Source organism: Micrococcales bacterium (assembly GCA_009784895.1).
Lineage (GTDB): Bacteria > Actinomycetota > Actinomycetes > Actinomycetales > WQXJ01 > WQXJ01.
This window is the reverse complement of record WQXJ01000045.1, coordinates 1-17,388: the sequence shown is the minus strand read 5'-3', so window position 1 is coordinate 17,388 and position 17,388 is coordinate 1. Positions and strand designations below refer to the sequence as shown.

At 60.0% G+C, this 17,388-nt stretch carries 9 protein-coding genes and 1 tRNA gene; 8 read left to right on the top strand and 2 right to left on the bottom strand.

Annotated elements, in window-relative coordinates; all coding sequences use genetic code 11:
* Positions 1 to 508 precede the first annotated feature (508 nt).
* The gene (locus FWD29_08125; GenBank protein ID MCL2803896.1) at positions 509 to 814 is read right to left on the bottom strand and encodes a hypothetical protein; all 306 of its coding nucleotides are present in this window, start codon (positions 812 to 814) and stop codon (positions 509 to 511) included.
* Positions 815 to 1,071: 257 nt separating this feature from the next.
* Here FWD29_08125 and FWD29_08120 point away from each other — a divergent pair, with 257 nt between their 5' ends.
* The 8 genes from FWD29_08120 (at position 1,072) to FWD29_08085 (ending at position 16,621) form a co-directional block, all read left to right on the top strand.
* Positions 1,072 to 3,123 carry a heavy metal translocating P-type ATPase gene (locus FWD29_08120; GenBank protein ID MCL2803895.1) on the top strand — a complete coding sequence of 684 codons (2,052 nt, stop codon included), beginning with the start codon at positions 1,072 to 1,074 and terminating at the stop codon, positions 3,121 to 3,123.
* Between the two features lie 202 nt (positions 3,124 to 3,325).
* Entirely contained in the window at positions 3,326 to 5,278 is a 1,953-nt protein-coding gene (locus FWD29_08115; GenBank protein MCL2803894.1) for a sensor histidine kinase, read from the top strand.
* Entirely contained in the window at positions 5,271 to 5,975 is a 705-nt protein-coding gene (locus FWD29_08110) for a response regulator transcription factor (GenBank protein ID MCL2803893.1), read from the top strand. The genes FWD29_08115 and FWD29_08110 overlap by 8 nt, the downstream gene beginning before the upstream one ends.
* Positions 5,976 to 6,181: 206 nt before the next feature.
* Positions 6,182 to 13,666: an Ig-like domain-containing protein gene (locus FWD29_08105; protein MCL2803892.1), complete on the top strand. Its 7,485-nt coding sequence runs from the start codon at positions 6,182 to 6,184 to the stop codon at positions 13,664 to 13,666.
* A 155-nt stretch (positions 13,667 to 13,821) separates the two neighbouring features.
* Positions 13,822 to 14,196, top strand: coding sequence for a BlaI/MecI/CopY family transcriptional regulator (locus tag FWD29_08100; protein MCL2803891.1), 375 nt, complete (start codon positions 13,822 to 13,824; stop codon positions 14,194 to 14,196).
* Positions 14,193 to 16,091, top strand: a complete 1,899-nt coding sequence (locus FWD29_08095) for a M56 family metallopeptidase (protein MCL2803890.1) — start codon at positions 14,193 to 14,195, stop codon at positions 16,089 to 16,091. Before FWD29_08100 ends, FWD29_08095 begins: the two co-directional genes overlap by 4 nt.
* A 149-nt stretch (positions 16,092 to 16,240) precedes the next feature.
* A tRNA-Lys gene (locus tag FWD29_08090) sits at positions 16,241 to 16,313 on the top strand.
* A 50-nt stretch (positions 16,314 to 16,363) separates the two neighbouring features.
* Entirely contained in the window at positions 16,364 to 16,621 is a 258-nt protein-coding gene (locus tag FWD29_08085; protein MCL2803889.1) for a hypothetical protein, read from the top strand.
* Positions 16,622 to 16,908: 287 nt separating this feature from the next.
* On the opposite strand, the gene FWD29_08080 is transcribed toward FWD29_08085, so the two are convergent.
* A complete protein-coding gene (locus FWD29_08080) occupies positions 16,909 to 17,349 on the bottom strand; it encodes an arsenate reductase ArsC (protein ID MCL2803888.1) in 441 nt (146 codons plus the stop codon).
* Positions 17,350 to 17,388 lie beyond the last annotated feature (39 nt).

Sequence of the window (17,388 nt, the reverse complement as noted above, 5' to 3'; positions counted from 1 at the left end):
CGGAAGTCATCAAGGTGTTCAGGTCGATTGGCCGGTGTGATTCAAACGTTCAAGTCGCTTGGCGGGAGCCATCGAGGTGTTCAGGTCGATTGGCCGGTGTGGTTCAATCGTTCAAGTCGCTTGGCGGGAATCATCGAATCGATCAAGTCGCTTGGCGGGAGTCATCGAATCGATCAAGTCGCTTGGCGGGAGTCATCGAATCGATCAAGTCGGTGTACGGGAAGCCGGTGGCTGGCCGGGCCGGGTGGATCGAAGCTGCCCTGATCATGAGCCGGCGGGCTGATGGCCGGGTCTACCGGCAATTGCCGGTCTCGACCGGAGAAGAGTTGGCGCCAGGACGGTGCTACTGGAGGCAAAGGTAAGGCCACGGAAAGCCGTCCACCCCCGAGGACGGCCAACCGCGGCCTGGCCGAAACGAACTACCCCCGTAAATCGTCCCGGCGGTGGCGCCGCAGCGTCTGTGCCTTCGGCGCCGTTTTGGCCGCTGCTGTGAGCAAGGAGGAGATCATCAGCGGCCCTGATTAGTTGTCGGTGTTGGCCAGCTGATCGTGGCTGGCGCAACTGGTGAGACGGCGTAGTCCATGGCGAAGGTGCCGTCAGTTGGAAGCTGGACCGGCCGCCATCGGCCATGAGGGATGGCCTGGCCCATCGCGCTGTGGTCACCAGCCACGGCTGCCGCGTTGGGACTCCAGGCTGCGCTCAGGCCACCGGCATCGGTCGCACTGCCCAGCGCGGCGGGTAAAATGGTCAAGCCAAACGTGCTTGCGGCCACCGCCGCCAGCATGATCTTGGTCCTGCGGTGTGTCTTGGCCACGTCCTGCCTCCCATGATTGATAGTGACTTCAGTTCCACGGCTGCCTATTTGTTAGGCAACCGAACAAATCAACGCTACGGGGGCCGATTTGATACCGGCGTTCGCTCAGAGCGAACTGGCGGGATTGGGCGGGGTCAAGGAGGGGCAGGCGCGGCGCGGTTGAACCAAAACCCTTCGATGCGGGGGTCCGCCGCGCCCGGTTAGCTAAGCCTTAGCTTGCTAGCTTCTGGCACATTTGCCCCTCTAGGCTGACCGCCGTGGCTAACACCAGCATCAAGAGCTTTGTCACCTCACGCGAAGGCGCTGTGGCTGGCGCCACTGTGGTGGCCATCGCCGCCTACCTGCTTCTGCATCTGACTGAACTACCGAAATGGGCCATGACCCTGCCGCTGTGGCTAGTGATCGCCGTGGGCGGGGCGTTCATGCTGATCAACATCTTCAAGTCGCTGCTGGAGAAGGACCCCGGTGCCGACATACTGGCGGCCATCGCCATTATCGCCGCCGCCTTGATGCAGGAATGGCTGGTCAGCGCGATCATAGTGCTGATGCTCTCAGGCGGCGAAGCCCTAGAACAGGCCTGCACCACCAGGGCCTCGGCTGTGCTTGATGCGCTGGCCAAGAAAGCGCCAACTATTGCGCACAGAGTGACACCGGAATCTGATCAACCCGAGGACATCCCGGTCGACCGGGTCGAAGTTGGCGACATCCTGGTCATCCTGCCGCACGAGCTGGCCCCCGTAGACGGCGAAGTGACGGACGGCGACGGCCAAATGCAGGAGTCCTACCTCACCGGCGAACCGTATTTCATCGCCAAGGGCCCTGGCTCTCCCGTCATCTCCGGGGCGGTCAACGGCGAGACTGCGCTAACCATCAGGGCCACCAAGCTGGCCCAAGACTCAAGGTATGCCCAGATCATGGGTGTACTGCAAGAAGCTGAGACCAAACGCCCGCGGGTCAGGCGTCTGGCTGACAAACTCGGCACTATCTACACCCCGGTCGCCCTGGCCTTTGGCGTGGCCGGCTGGATTTGGTCCGGCAGCCCGAATCGTTTCCTGGATGTGATCGTCATCGCGACCCCTTGCCCGCTGCTAATTGGCGTGCCGGTGGCGATTATTGGCGCCATTTCGCTTTCCGCCAAGGCCGGCGTCATTGTGCGCGATCCGGGCGTCCTAGAGACCCTGCCCACGGCCGAGACCATTTTCTTCGACAAAACCGGCACTCTGACCTACGGGCGGCCTGAGCTAGTCGAGATTGCGCCCGGGCCGGCCGCCGTCCCAGCTAACAGCCTGGTCACCGAGCAATCCAGTGCGTCACTTGACCCAAATCCCGGCCAAGACAGCGAAGCCAAACTGCTGGCGCTGGCAGCCGGGATGGAGGCCTTTTCCAATCACCCGCTGGCCGGCTCGCTGGTCCTGGCGGCCAAGGACCGCGCCCCTGAGCTGAGGCTGGCTTCCAGGCCAGTGGCTGTTTCTGACCGGGCCGGGGTTGGACTGACCGGCCAGGTGGCGGGCCACGAGGTGGTCGTGACCTCGCGCGCGCGAGCCATTTCGATGCTGGATGAGGCGGCCGCCGCCAAGGTGCCACCGGTCCAGGCCGGTATGGAATGCGTCATGCTGGTTGACGGTCAGCACGCCGCCACCTTCCGTTTCCGCGACGTGCCGCGGCTGGGCGCTCGCAGTTTCGTTGAACACCTCGGTGGGTTACACGGTGCCGCCAATACCGTGATGATCTCCGGCGATGCACCAACTGAGGCCGAATGGGTGGCCAAGGAGCTTGGTATCGATGAGATCCACTCTCGTTGCACACCCGAAAAGAAGCTTGAACTGGTCCGCGAAGCCACGGCCAAGGGCGTGACGGTGTTTGTGGGCGATGGTATCAACGACGCGCCGGCCATGACCGCGGCCACGGTTGGCATCGCCTTTGGTCAGGAATCCGACGCCACGGCTGAGGCCGCCGGCGCGGTGGTGCTAGACACGGCCCTAGATGGTGTGGATGAGCTGCTGCATATCTCTCGCCGCGCCCGGCGCATCGCGCTGCAGTCAGTGCTGGGTGGTATGGCTCTTTCGGTTATCGGCATGGGTTTCGCGGTGGCGGGCATGTTGCCGGCGCTGGCCGGCGCCATTGCCCAAGAGGTGATCGACCTGTTGGCTGTGCTGAACGCCGCCCGCGTGCCGCTGGCCAAACTGCCGCTATCTGATTTCCACGGTTACCGCCGGCCCGGTGAGGCGCCCGAACCAGCCGAGTTGGTGGCAGCGGAGGAGCGGGCCGAACGCCTGCAGGCCGGCGATGGGGCAAAAGCGGCCGCCTAGGTTTGGCCGCGTTGGCTGGCCTTGCCCGATGCCGGCCCTGCCGAATCCGACCGCGGTCCCGTATCGTCTATGGCTGGGACCCGCCTCAGGACAGTTAGGAAACGAACCTTGTTCCAGACGCCGCCAACTCTGATTTTGGCTGAGATCCACTGGGCAGCATTGTCCGGGCCTTGGGCGACTCAGATCAGTTGAAAGGGCGCGCGTGAGGGTTCCAGACCTAAAAAGTGACAAGTTGGTCCTGGCGGTGATCCTGCCGCTGATCTTGTTGACATGCTTTTCGCTGTGGCATCTGAAGTCCCTGCTGGTGTTGGAAGACATCGAGTCAAGCGACGGGGTTTGGGACGTGCGAAGTATCGACTTCGAGGCCAACGGGGCCGTTCTTCTGGGTGATGTTGAGTACGTCCCAAACGAATTGCTGACACCAGAGCAATTTGCCGCCTCTAAGAACGTTGTTGTTGGCGCCATACCTGCCGGCACTGATTACCTAACGTCCCGCGTGAGGATACTTGCCCACCCAGGCAATTACGCCATAAACCGAGTGTCCCCCGACTACGGTGCTCGGGTCTATGTCAACGGTCAGTTCTTAGGCAGTGCCGGCGAACCATCTGTGTCCAAAGACACGGCCCAGTTGGGTGAACGACTCTTCTATTTCACAGCGCAACCCATCGACGGTGTGATCGAGATTGTTGTGCAGACCTCGAACTATGCCCACCAAGACAGTTCCAGCCACGTTGGTTGGCAAATCGATGTGGATGATCGCACCAACCGTCAAATGGAGACCTTCGTCGCCTCATCGGCGATTGTCATGGGTTTTCTGATCCTGTTGTTCATTGTTCACGTACTGATGTTCCTGACCTTGCCGACCTACCGGGCGAACCTGTGGATTGCGCTCCTGTGCCTGATTTGGGCCCTGCGGGTTGGCTGCACCGGGACAAAAATCCTGCTGACTGCAGTGCCATGGCTGTCATGGACTTTGGCTTTCCGCATCGAGTACCTGACGATTCCGGCGACACTTCTGCTGGTGACGTTGACATATCACCAGCTGTTCCCTGGTGTACTGCAGAAGGCGTACAGGGTTTCGGTCTATGCAGTTGCGGCGGTGTCTGGAACGTTCTATTTGGTTGCCAGCACTATTCTCATGTCGCAGACAATCCTTTATTTGGAAGCCATTGCGCTATTGGCGGCGGTCTATATCATTACCAGGCTGGCAATGAAACTGCGGAAACCCAACACCGAACAGCGGGTGATTGTCTTTGGGCTGGGTATTGTGCTGGTTGGCCTCATCACTGACACTCTTTTCTACAACTTGGTCTCCGTGTCGTTCCGTTTGTTGCCCGGACCGGTGGCCGATTACACGTTCGTGGCGTTCACCTTGTTCCAGATGACAGCGCTGTTCTTGGGCACCCAGCGGGAGGTCGCCGTGGCCAAAGAGGCTGAGCGCCGGTTGGCCACTGAGAACGCCGAGTTAGACCGGATGAGGCGTTTCGAGCGGGATTTGATGACGGACCTGGCCCATGAGATCAGGACACCGTTGGCCGTCATGTCCTCCTACGCTCAACTGGCAGCTAAGGATCTGCGCCGGCTGGAGGCAGACCCGCAAACCACCGATGATCTGAGCATTCTGCAAGACGAAGCCGAGCGGCTAGCCAGCCTGACTTCGGGGTTGCTCGAGCTGTACCGGGGCCACGGAGATGCCAGTCGCAGAGCCAGCCTTGAGCTTGGCGGGCTGCTGAATCAGGCTGGGCGGTTATTTGCCCCAATGATGAAGCGGAACAACAACGAGCTACGGCTGGACGTGGCGGCAGATCTGCCGCCAGTGCACGCCAGTGCCGACGAAATCACCCAGGTTGTTCTCAATCTGTTGTCTAATGCCAACGCTCACACTCACGGTGGCGAGGTGGCGCTGACGGCCCGCCTGGAACAAGGCAGCATCACGGTGACTATTGACGACACAGGCCAGGGGATTGAGCCGGAGTTGTTGCCGCGCGTTTTTGAACGTGGTGTGACCGATGGCGGTGGCGCCGGGATTGGTCTTGACATCTGTCAGAAAGTGATTGTCTCCCACGGCGGGAACATCAGTATCGAAAACAGGCCCACCGGGGGAACTACCGCAAGGTTTGACCTGCCGGTGGCGGAGCAGAGCGCCAATGCCTAGTTCGAAAGCAACTGTCCTGGTGGTCGAAGACAACCAGCGCCTGCTTCGCGCCATCGGCCGGACGCTGGTCGAATCTGGCTACTCAGTTTTGCCCGCGCCAGACCTTGCCACCGCCCGCTCCCAAGTTCGCAGAACGCCCCCTAACGCCATTGTGCTCGACATTCTGTTACCGGACGGCAACGGCCTTGACTTCATCGAAGAGATCCGGGCCGCCAGCACGGCACCGGTCTTACTGGTCACGGCTTTGGGCACGAAGGATCAGAGACTGGCCGGCCTTAGAGCCGGAGGCGATGATTACATCACCAAACCGTTTGACCTCGATGAATTGTGTGCCCGGGTCGGGGCTTTTCTCAGGCGTGAGGCGATGCACCACAATGACCCTGGCCGTGAAATCGTGACCGGGCCGCTCAGATTGGATCCTGTGGCAGACCGGGCATATTTGTACGGCAAGGACATCAACTTGGCGCCAAAAGAGTTCTCGGTACTGTTTATGCTGGTTGTCAATGAGGGCACACCGCTGACAGCGCAGCAGCTCTACGAAGCAGTTTGGAAGCTGCCTATGGCCGGAGATGACCATTCCATCAAGAACGTCGTCTACCGGTTGCGTCAAAAACTGGGGTTGGCGAATAGCGGGCTGTCGATCGAGACGTCCAGAGGCGAAGGCTATTGCTTTAGGCAGCCGGTTGGTCCCATTTAGGCTACCTGTGGTCCCAATTTGGCGACTCTCCGGCACCTTTGTGTGGTGAGTGTTACTCTGGCGCGCAATCGGTTGGCCGGCGGACTATTTGACTAGGGGCCTGGGGCAAAACACCAGTTACCTGGAGAGCCGGACGTGCAACGAGCCGCCAAGGTGGGCGGCCAGCCCGATTGACCCAGACCACTGCGCCCCAAGGAGCGAATACCATGAAGACCTCGGCAAAGAAGCCAACGGCAATACTGCTGGCAACGGTGTTAGCGGTCCCACTTTTTGCGGCACTGGCGCCAGCTGTGTCATTTGCCGCAGAAGGTGACGGCTTCTTCACAGACTTTGGTTTCAACAACAAGGCCGTTCCTGGGGGATACAGTAGCTCGCGTACGCCTTACGGCAAGAACAACTTCGTTTTCAAGACGGTCAGCGAACTGTTTGTGGGGGTTGATGACCCCGCCCAAGTGCGCAATGATGCCATTCCGCGCGCCTACAACCTCTATGGCCACGAAAGCGCCATGGCATTCACTGGTCCGGCGCAGTACTCTCCCACCCCTGGGCAAAAGTACGACGCCTATGCCACTGCCCCAGGCCTGTTCACCTACCAGGGCACCAGCCAGCCCAATAAGAAGATGATCGTGGCGTTGGGGGCCAACACTATCCGCGACTCGGTCAGTTCGGCCGACCGCCCTGAGGCCGGTCTCTTCATGTTCTTCATTGACCCCTTGACCGGTGAACAGACCAATCCTTCAGACGTGATTGAACTTTACAAGGGGCCCATCGGTAACAGCTACGAACTGGACGGCGGGTACCTGCGGTATGACGCCGTCAAAGACCGCGACGATGGCGCTTCGAACACCTTTGGCTTTTACGACTCGGCACTGCTGCACAACTACATGCAGGTTGTCACCGGTGACTTCAATGGCGATGGGTTTGACGAGGTGGCGGTCTATGTGCCGGATCCGAATCAACCCAGGGTGGAGGTCTACCGGTACGCAGGTGCCTCGACAGCCTGGCTGAACCCTGCCGGATGGGGTCTAATCGCCACCCACAACGTTTCCTTAGGCAGTGCCGGCAACGTCATGCCCAACAAGGTCTCCATGGTGGTAGGCGACATCAACTTTGATGGTATCGATGATCTAGCCCTGGCCTTTGCCAACGGCAACTTCACCAATGTCGGGGACCAATACGGCACCTTCGCCTACTCGCTGTCGGTGTATCTCGGTTCGCGCGGCACTGGGTCGCTTTTCACGGTGACAAACCTCGCCGCCGCCCAGTCCGTGCTGGGCGTACCGAGCCTGGTTTTTGGCGACTTCGACGCCTCGGGGCAAAAGTGCCTGATGGCGGTTAGGGCCTACTACCAGCACACCGGCAACCGTTTTGTGAAGAGCACCATCTACATGAGCCGCTATCATTTCAATCCTGACACAAACACGTTTACTGAAGAAGCCCTCAAGTTTGCCGACAAAACGCAAGTGATTGAGCGTGACCAAGTCTATCCGCATGTGCGGGCCGATGCCGTGGCCGTGTCATCGGGACCAGGGTTTGCTGACAAGCTCTATTACCATGGGCTGATTTGGGAAATCAGAAACGGCGTGATGGATCGAGGTGTGCTCCAGGTTTATGATTCGGCTACCTCGCCCATAGTTGCAGAGATGCGCAATAATGGCACCAATGCGTATTTCGAATACGGCATTGTGGCGACCGATCTAGACAATGATTTCCTGGACGAAATTGTGTTGTCCTACACTCGGGTGAGGCTAAATAATGACGGGCCCGACATCCTACCGACCCGTGGTCTTGTACTAAAGCAGGAGCCATTTTTCTCTGCCTGCTCAGATGAGGACTATTGCTGGCAGTGGGCCGTGCCGGTGCGCAGTCTCAATAATGACCCAGCCAATCCCACCCGGCACCACCGCTCTAGCCTTCTCATGGCCACCCCGGACACCGACAACGATTCGGTCGCCCTGCGCTACAAGAGCCAAGAGGTGGTCTACTCCGACCCCAAGATCTTGGCCGTCTTGGCTGGCGCCCCCCTTCACGCCGACCTGGCCAACTCACCCGGCTCCGAGCACTACTTCGACACCAGTGAGACCGGTTGGGGCACCTACAAGGGCACCGGGGGTTCTTCCACCCAGTCCGGCAGTTTTAGTGCTGGTGTGTACTTTGGCTATGAACACGAGTCGACAGTGTTCGGTGCACCCTTGTTCTCCATTGAGATGGAATTCGAATACAAGCACACCACCACCTGGACCACCCAGAAAGACTCCTCCATCACGCACACCATTGAGTACAAAACAAAGGGATACGAGGACAGCGTGGTGCTTTACTCGGTACCAACCGCGGTTTACACCTATGATATGACCTATCCCAATCCCGCTGACCCCTACGGCGCCACCGAAACACAGGAATTCCAGCTGTCACTGCCATATACACCGTCCGTCGTGGTCATGACGGTGGACGAATATGATGCAATAGTGGCCAAGTACGCCTCACACGCTGACTACAAGGACGTGCTACCACCCATTAGAGACAGCGGCATTTTGACCCATACGCAAGGCGACCCGTTCACCTACCTGACTGAAAGCCAGGCCCGCGGGCGCTATGAAAGCGGCAACGATTTGCTCATTTACAACGGCACCTGGAGCGGGGTCTACTACGGCAACTCCGGGTTTATCTCACAATCCATTGAAGTCAGCAAAACCGAAACCAAGAGCACCATGCACCAAGAGAGCTTCTCCTTCAAAGTGGGCATTGGGGCGGGCGGTTTCAAGGCCGGTGTCACACTGGGCGCTGAATACGGTCATGGTTCCGCCAAGATCTCTACCACTGGCTCGATCTTTTCCGGCACAGTGGCCAATATGCCTAACGATGCGAGAAACCTCGATTACGGCTACTCGTGGAAGCTAATGCACTACCGCTGGAAGTCCACCGACGGGAAAATGGCTGTCCCCGTGGTTAGCTACGTGATCCAGCCGGACTCGTCGAGACGACCCCTGGCCATCCCAACCAATTTGGCCATTGACCTGCCCAGCACCACCTCAAGCAGCTTGAAGCTAACCTGGAACTATCCACCGGGCATCACCTCAATGGGCTGGTTTGAGATCTACCGGGCGGATGAGCGCAACGACTTTGAGCTGGTCGGTACGGCCAACTACATCCCCACTACAGGCAGCTACGCCTTCACCGACACCGGTCTTGGGCCCGACACTCGGTACTACTACAAGGTGAAGGCTTGCCGCACCAGTCAAGCCCCGCTGGAAAGCCTGTTCTCCAAGCAGGTCTCCGGCTTCACCACAGGTGTGAACCTGACCCTTACCTACCGCGCCACCCCCGCAGCCGGCGGCTATGTCCAGGCCCAATACGGCATCGGCGGCGCTTTGCCATCCGGTTCGCCGGCAATTCGGGGCCGTTCCATCACCATGACCGCAATACCGGCCGCTGGTTATCGCTTTGAACACTGGCTGGTCTATCCCGCCGCCAACCCCGCCGCCGCCATCGAAGAGGCTGGCACCACCGGCCAAACCGGGGTCAACACCCGCAACTTCAACATGCCTGATACGGCCACCGAAATTGAGGCCGTGTTTACCCTGATACCGCCGGACACTGACCCGCCCACCATCGAGTGGCTCACACCAGCCGGTACCGGCGCCATGCGGCAGGGGTTTGTCTACATAGCCTTTGACAAGCCAATGGACCAGACCGTGCACGGCACAGTCACCTTTGACGCTGGCCCAATTGCCACTGGCACAGAGACCAGCGGCTCACTCGCCCCCAGGTGGGAGGACGAATCGACCTACCGCATCTACTACCAGGGCATGTCAAATACCACGCCGCCTTCAGGCATTGAACTGCCCTTTGGCACGGCGGTCCAGGTAAACGTCAGTGGTTTTGCGGACCTGGCCGGCAATGTGATGGCGCCGGACAACGCACATGGTTTCACCGTGGTAGAGGCCAGCCAAAAGTGGACCATCGGGAACAACAAGGCGGCCACCGCCGCCGATGTGCCCATTAGGGGAGTGGCCAGCCAGACAGAAATGAACGGGTTCATTGGCAATTTCGCGGGCACGGTCAGCGACATCACCTTGGTGAGGCTAAACAACCTCAATAACGTGCCGGGGCTGAATTTCCAGCCCATCCATGACACCTCTGGCAGCGACCGCTTCTACTACTACGTCACCACCACGCCCGCCACCCCAGGTGGGCGGCACATACTGTCCATGGATGTGGAGGATGCCGATGGCGAAACCGTCACCTCGAACGTTTTCTATGTGACGGTGGTGGACAAGACACCGCCGGTTCTGGAAACCGTTTTGCCAACGGGTAACGACACGGCCGCGTCTGGCGAGATTGTGTTGGTATTCGACAAGGTCATGGGGGTGGCTGGCGAGGTTTCGCTGGACAACGGGGTTGGCCCGCTGGCCGGGGGCGGGTGGGCTAGTGCCGGGGTCTACTCTGTGCCTTACGCCGGCCTGGCCCCCAACACCACTCACACCATCACTGTTAGCGGCTTTGCGGACCTATTCGGCAACGTCATGACGGCCGATTCAACTCACACCTTCACCACCGCCAGCACCGCCGACACTGCGCCACCGGTGGTGCTGACCGTGGCCCCGTCCGGCATGGCTTTCACCGACGACGCCATCCTGATCACGTTCAACAAGGACATGGACCCGGCTGCCACTGGCACGGTGGCCTTGGACCAGGGCATTGGCCTGCTGGACGCCAGTGAGGGCCAGTGGATCGCCTCAACTGCCTATGTCATTGGGTACAGCGGGCTGGCACCCGGCCAGACCTACACCATCACTATCGATGGCTTCGCTGACCTGGCAGGTAATTTGATGGCAGCGGCCGATGCCGCGCATTCCTTCAGTACCATTGGTACCCCCGTCCAGAACCCGGCCAGTCTCGATGAGACTCGTTTGAGTTTTGACAAAAACCCGGCCAGCAGCGCTTATGCCGACGTCAGCGTTAGGCTCTTCACCTCTGGTTACGACCTTGATTCGATTCTGTATGACTTGTCGGAGTTGACCGAAGGTGTCGAATACACCGTTAGCGGCGACCACTACACGTTCAAAAAGGAATACCTGGCGACCTTGGACCTCGGCGAGCGCAGATTCGCCTTTGTGATGTCTGGTGGGGGCAACCCGGAGTTGACCGTGACGGTGCTGGACACTACCCCACAGGTTGTTCGCGACGCTGCGCTGGACAAGGCCACTGCGGTGTTTGACATCAACCCAGCTAGCAGCGACCACCAGGACATTACCGTCAAGCTGGATCCCGGCGACTTTGACTACCAGGCCATGCTTCTAGGTGAAGACCTGGTCAACACCGGCTCAACCCACGTCATCACCGGTAACAACTATGCCTTCACTAAGTCATATTTGGCTTCGCTGGCGACCGGTGAGCATGACTTCACCTTCTTGATGAGCGGTGGGGTCAACCCGACCTTCCGGTTGACAGTGGTTGACACCTCGGACCCATCGATCAGTCCGGCCAGCCTGAACCCCGCTACTGCCTATTTCGAAAAGAACCCGGTTTTCCCGGCTTACGCTGATGTACCGGTGGTGCTTGACGCCGGCGGCTACGCACTGGTTGCCATCAAGTACGGCCTTGATGAGTTGGTCGAAGGTAGGGACTACTCCGTTAGCGGCAGCACCTACACCTTCTTCAAGGAGTACCTGGCTTCGTTGGCAGACCAGGACGAATCGCTGGTCTTCGCCATGTCCGGCGGAACCAACCCCGTGCTAACCATCTACATTTCCAACTCGCCCAGCGACGGCTACCCCCTGACGGTGAACGGTGGCACCGGGGGTGGCAGCTATCACGCCGGTACGGCCGTGGTTATTACGGCGGCGCCGCCGGCGCCGGGCAAGGTTTTCAAGCAATGGACTGGTGGTGACGGCGGCACCTTTGATGACCCAACCTCCGCCACCGCCAACTTCATCATGCCGCCACGTCCGGCCACGGTGACGGCCAACTATGAAGACGCCGAGCCGGGGGATGTACTTGTCACAGCGATCACAATCAACGGCGCTGCTCCTATCACCACCAAGGGCGGCACGGTCCAGCTGACAGCTACCGTCAGCCCGGCTGACGCGACCAACCAGAACCTGACTTGGTCTGTGGTTTCAGGTGGGGCTTTTGCCACGGTCTCCTCGACCGGCCTGGTCACAGCGACCGGCAACGGCACCGCCGTGGTCCGAGCCACCGCTCAAGACGGTTCTGCGGTGTTCTCTGAGGCCACCATCGTGGTCACCGGGCAGATTGTCGGATACACCTTGACGGTGACTGGTGGCAGCGGCGGCGGTGAGTATCTGGCCGGTACTGAGGTGACCATTACCGCTGGTACACCGGCCTTGGGCAAGGTCTTCAAGGAGTGGACGGGCGGCAACGGTGGGGACTTCCTGGACCCAACTAGCGCCACAACCACCTTCACCATGCCGGCAAATGACGCCACGGTGACGGCCACTTATGAGGACGCCCAACCCCAGGTAGTGCTGGTCACTGGGATCACCATCAACGGTGTCGCCCCAATCACCACCAAGGGCGGCACGGTCCAACTGACCGCCGCCATCACACCAAATGACGCGACTAACCAGGCCGTCACCTGGTCTGTCGTCTCGGGTGGAGCTTTTGCCACGGTCTCGCCGACCGGTCTGGTCACGGCGATTGGTAATGGCACTGTGGTGGTCAGGGCGACGGCCCAAGACGGTTCTGCGGTCTACGCCGAGGCGACTATCTCCGTCATCGGGCAATCCACTGTCTACAGCCTGACGGTCAACGGTGGCAGTGGTGGTGGGAGCTTTGACGCTGGCACAACGGTTGTGATCACAGCCAGCCCACCGGCCCTAGGCAAGGTGTTCAAGGAGTGGACTGGCGGCAATGGTGGGGTGTTTGGTGACCCGACCAGTTCGAGCACTACCTTCACTATGCCAGCGGGTGACGCCACGGTCACGGCGACTTATGAAGACGCCTCGCCACAAGTTGTACTGGTAACCGGGATTACTATCAATGGCGCGGCTGCGATCACTGCTAACGGTGGCACGGTCAAGCTGACCGCCGCCGTTACTCCAACTGATGCGACTAACCAGAATGTGACCTGGTCGGTGGTCTCGGGCGGCGGCTTCGCCACGGTCAGCTCAACTGGCTTGGTCACGGCGACCGCCAACGGCGTGGCGGTTGTCAGGGCAACGGCGCAAGATGGTTCTGCGGTTTACGGTGAGGTCACAATCGCCATTACCGGGCAAAGTGACGACGGACTGGTTCCAACACCTGGCAAATTCGCGGTGTTGGAGCATTTCGGCACGTGGAAGGACAAGGTGGGCAGTGCCAGCGCCAAGGTTGACGCTGACCACCTCAAGTTCCTGCGTCTTGAAAAAGACGGCAAAGTGGTGGACCGCAGTAACTATTCAGTTACCCCCGGCAGTACCGTAATCACTTTCGCTCAAAGCTATTTGCAGACGCTGCCGGCTGGCACTCATTGGTATGTCGCGGTGTTTTCTCACGGGCAAAGCTATCCGATCAAGCTGGTGGTGCCCGCAAGTGGTGGTGGGGGTGGCAGCGGCGGTCAAAGTCAAGCCGGTTTGGCTTTCACCGGTACTGACACGGTTTGGTCCACGACCATCCTGGCGGAGCTGCTGGTGCTTTTCGGTGGGTTGCTGGTGGCGTTTGGGCGCCGGCGCCTGGGTGGTAGGAGGTAGTTTTCGAGGTTCACCGGCGGCCCGGTTGACCGGTCCGCCGGGCCGATCTGCCTTGACCCGTTGGCGCCCAGGATCTGATGGGGAAACCTGTTGACGGTTCTACACTACAAGTGTAGTGTAAGGCCTACAGCCGTAAGCCAAGGAGGGCAGCCCAGGTGAAACCCCGAATCACGGACTCAGAACTAGCGGTCATGCGGGTACTGTGGCGCGCCGGCCGGCCGCTCAGCTACACCGAAATCCGCACGGCCCTTGAAGCCCAAACCGACTGGAAGAAATCAACCATCCAGACCCTGGTGACGCGGTTACGCGACAAGGGCTTCATCACCACCCACGTCCACCACGTGACACTGTACGCTCCGGCCCTTTCCGAGCAGGCCCACAGTGCCTCCGAAGGCAAGTCCCTGGTGGACAAGCTCTTTGACGGCGACGCCAGCCGGTTGGTGGCCTCGCTCTATTCCTCCGGGAACCTGACAGAGAACGACATTGAAGAACTGAGGCAACTCTTCAAGGTGGAAGGCGGTCAGCCATGATTGGCGCCCTGGTGCGCACCGTGGTGATCATGTCCGTCACCGGCGGTCTGGCGGTTGTGGCGCTGTTGGCCCTCAAACCGGTGATGCGGCATCGCCTACCCAAGTGGGCGCAGTACTACCTGTGGCTGGTGGTATTGGTGGCGCTGTTCGTACCGGTCTCCAGGCTGCTGGTTCTGCCCGAAACAGGCGTCAGCCCACCCCTAGCACCGGTCCACGACTTGGTCAACAACTCCATCGTGACGGTGGGCGAACAGGCCGCCGGGACCGACCTAGGGGCAGATTTGGGGCCAGGCGCTGAAGCGCCACCGGCCACCAACTCAGGCCAGTCGCAGAGCCCATGGCGGGTGACCGCCAGTGTGTTCATCTACCTCTACCCGTGGGTAGTGGCGGCGGTCTTGGCCTACAACATCATCATTTATGGCTTCTTCACGGCCAAAGTTCGCCGCCACCGGACCAGGGCCGGCAAGGAAGAGCTTTACGAGCTGGTTGGACTGGCCGGAGACGCCATGCCACCGCGCTTGTACCGTTGCGCCATCATCACCACGCCGATGCTGGTAGGCATTATCAAACCGGAGCTGGTGCTACCGGACCGGACCTACACCCACGCTGAGCTGCAAAGCGTGCTTCGCCACGAACTGACCCACCTGCGCCGGCGCGACGTGGTGGTCAAATGGTTGATGGTGCTGGCTTGTGCGTTGCACTGGTTCAACCCGCTGGTCTGGTGGATGCGGCGCGAGGTCGACCGGGTCTGCGAGCTGGCCTGCGATGAGGCGGTGGTCCGCGGCTTGGACCCGGTGTCAAAGCAGGCCTATGGCGAAACGCTGATTGCGGTGGCCGCTAGTTCGCTGGCACCCAAGGCGGTGTTGTCCACCATGATGTGCGAGGAAAAGAAGAACCTGAAGGAAAGGCTGCTAGCCATTATGAAAAGTAAGAATCAGGTGGCCACGGTCTCCATCGTCTCGGTCGCGGTCATCATTGTGGCGTTCATGGCCACCAGCGCTTTGGCCGCGGGTAGGGCGAACGATGCCGGGGCGGCAGCTCCCACAGCCACCTCACCCACCTCTTCGTCCGGCCAGGCCAAAGAAAACCAAAACGACATCATCCAGCTTTATCCTGATCAGGTCGCAAGCTATTTCAACCTGACCAAGCGCGACTTGATAGACGAATTAGGCCCTGAATATGAAGTGCGCGATTCAGCCAACGAAGGTGGTTATGAGGTTCTGTATTTCGCCACCATTGGGCTTGAATTTGAGTTTGTTCGCTGGTCGGGGGACGACCAAACGGTGACCAAGGTGGCCTGCGGCAAGGACCGCCCCTGCGGCCTCAGCGGGGCTAACACCACCATGACCTTCCAGGAAATCAGCCAAGCCCTGGGCGAAGCCGAGGTGTACGAATCGTATGACGAGTCTGGTGAGGTGATTTACGGCCTGCAGTATCTAGTCGGAAACCTGGATTGCTACTTCCACTCATCAGATGTCGAAGGCAGAACTGGCGTAACCCTCAACATGGCTTCTTCCATCACATCCGACGCGCCGCCCTATCAAGACGAGGGCGGCAGGGTCTATCCCGGCGACGACTTTGTTACCCCGGCTGAGGTCAGCGGCGACTTTGCGGTCAGCGAGATCATCCTTGACAGCGATGCGGGCGTCTACTTGCTGGATTGCAGTGAAGTCGTCAGAAATGGGTATTACGAAAACAGCGCACCCAAATATGCTTTTGGTGACAGTCTGGTCGTGGGGATAGAGCCCTCAGAGATGGTCACATGGGGTGGCGAGGAAACTGCGACCATGGATGAGTTCTATCGTGGTCCTTACCATGACACGGACGGCGTCTATTTCGGTCACTGGTTCCTGTTTAATGCCGAGGCCATGGACTTTTGGGGGTACGGCGACTAGCGAGCGGCTGCCAGGTCCGATGCCGCCCCCTCAGCAGGTGCGATACCTTGCCTCAGTGCTGTGCCCGGTGGGTGTTTCCGGCACTGGCTGGGGCCTGGCACAATAGAGGGCGCTGTCGGCAGGCCTGGGGCGTCCCAGACCACCGGCATGGGCCTCTAGCTCAGTTGGCAGAGCACCGGACTTTTAATCCGTTGGTCGTGGGTTCGAGCCCCACGGGGCCCACAGGCGATTGAGGCGAGCGGCAAGAACGCTGGCTTTCTTGACCGAGGCGATTGAAGTCTGTTGACGAGGCGCAAAGCGCCGAGGAGTACCAAACCGGTGACGAAATAACTATCGACACATGCAGTAAAAGCCTCGTAGTCACCTGCGTCCCCACTCTGGTGGGCTTTCAGGGCGGTCGCTTGGATTCCGGGGTTCAGCACCAGTTCCATGCCCCAGTGCGGTTCGCCTTCTACACGGTCAACTTCGGTGACGTTGATTCGGTCGAAGAAAGCCAGGTTGCAGATCCGCCGTTCCACGTTGGGCAGTGAGGTGTACAGCTGGTAGGCGCCAGAAGCCAGGCCCAGGATGTCCTCAAGGTGGGCTTTGGCGTTCTCGAAGACCTCGCGCGAAGCTTCGATCTGGGAATCCAGGAAAGCTAGGCGGCGGGCGATGGCGTCTTGTTCCTCCTTGAGCAAGTCAAGCGGGATTGCTCCGGCGTAGTGGGCTTGGAGTAGAGCCTTGCGTTTGTCCAGTAGCTCCGCTCGGTCCTGCTGGTTCTTGGCCTGGTCGGCCTTGGCATAATCAATGACCAAAAGGAACCGCGTCAGCTACAAGCTCACCATTCCAGGCTGTTTAGTGCCAGGTCGATGTCGCGGATGAGCTGTTGGACTCGCGCCCGGATATCGTCGCGGATGCGGCGGACGACCTCCAGGTCTTGTCCGGCGGGGTCGTCGAGGTCCCAGGTCTCGTGGCGTGTGCCTGGGTAGACGGGGCAGGCGTCTCCACAGCCCATGGACACCACGATGTCAGAGTGGGCGTCTTGGTCGGTGAGGACGCTGGGCTGTTGGCCGGTGATGTCGATGCCGACCTCGGCCATGGCTTGGATGGCGACGGGGTTGACGTGATTGGCGGGTGTCGACCCCGCTGACCTTACCTCGACCCGGTCGCCAGCCAAGACTCGCATGAATCCGGCGGCCATTTGCGAGCGTCCCGCGTTGTGGACGCACATGAACAGCACTGATGGGCGCGGGGCCGACTCGTCGGCGTTGGTTGTCATCGCGGCTCGTCTCCAAATGCCGAGAGTGGTTGGGTGGCG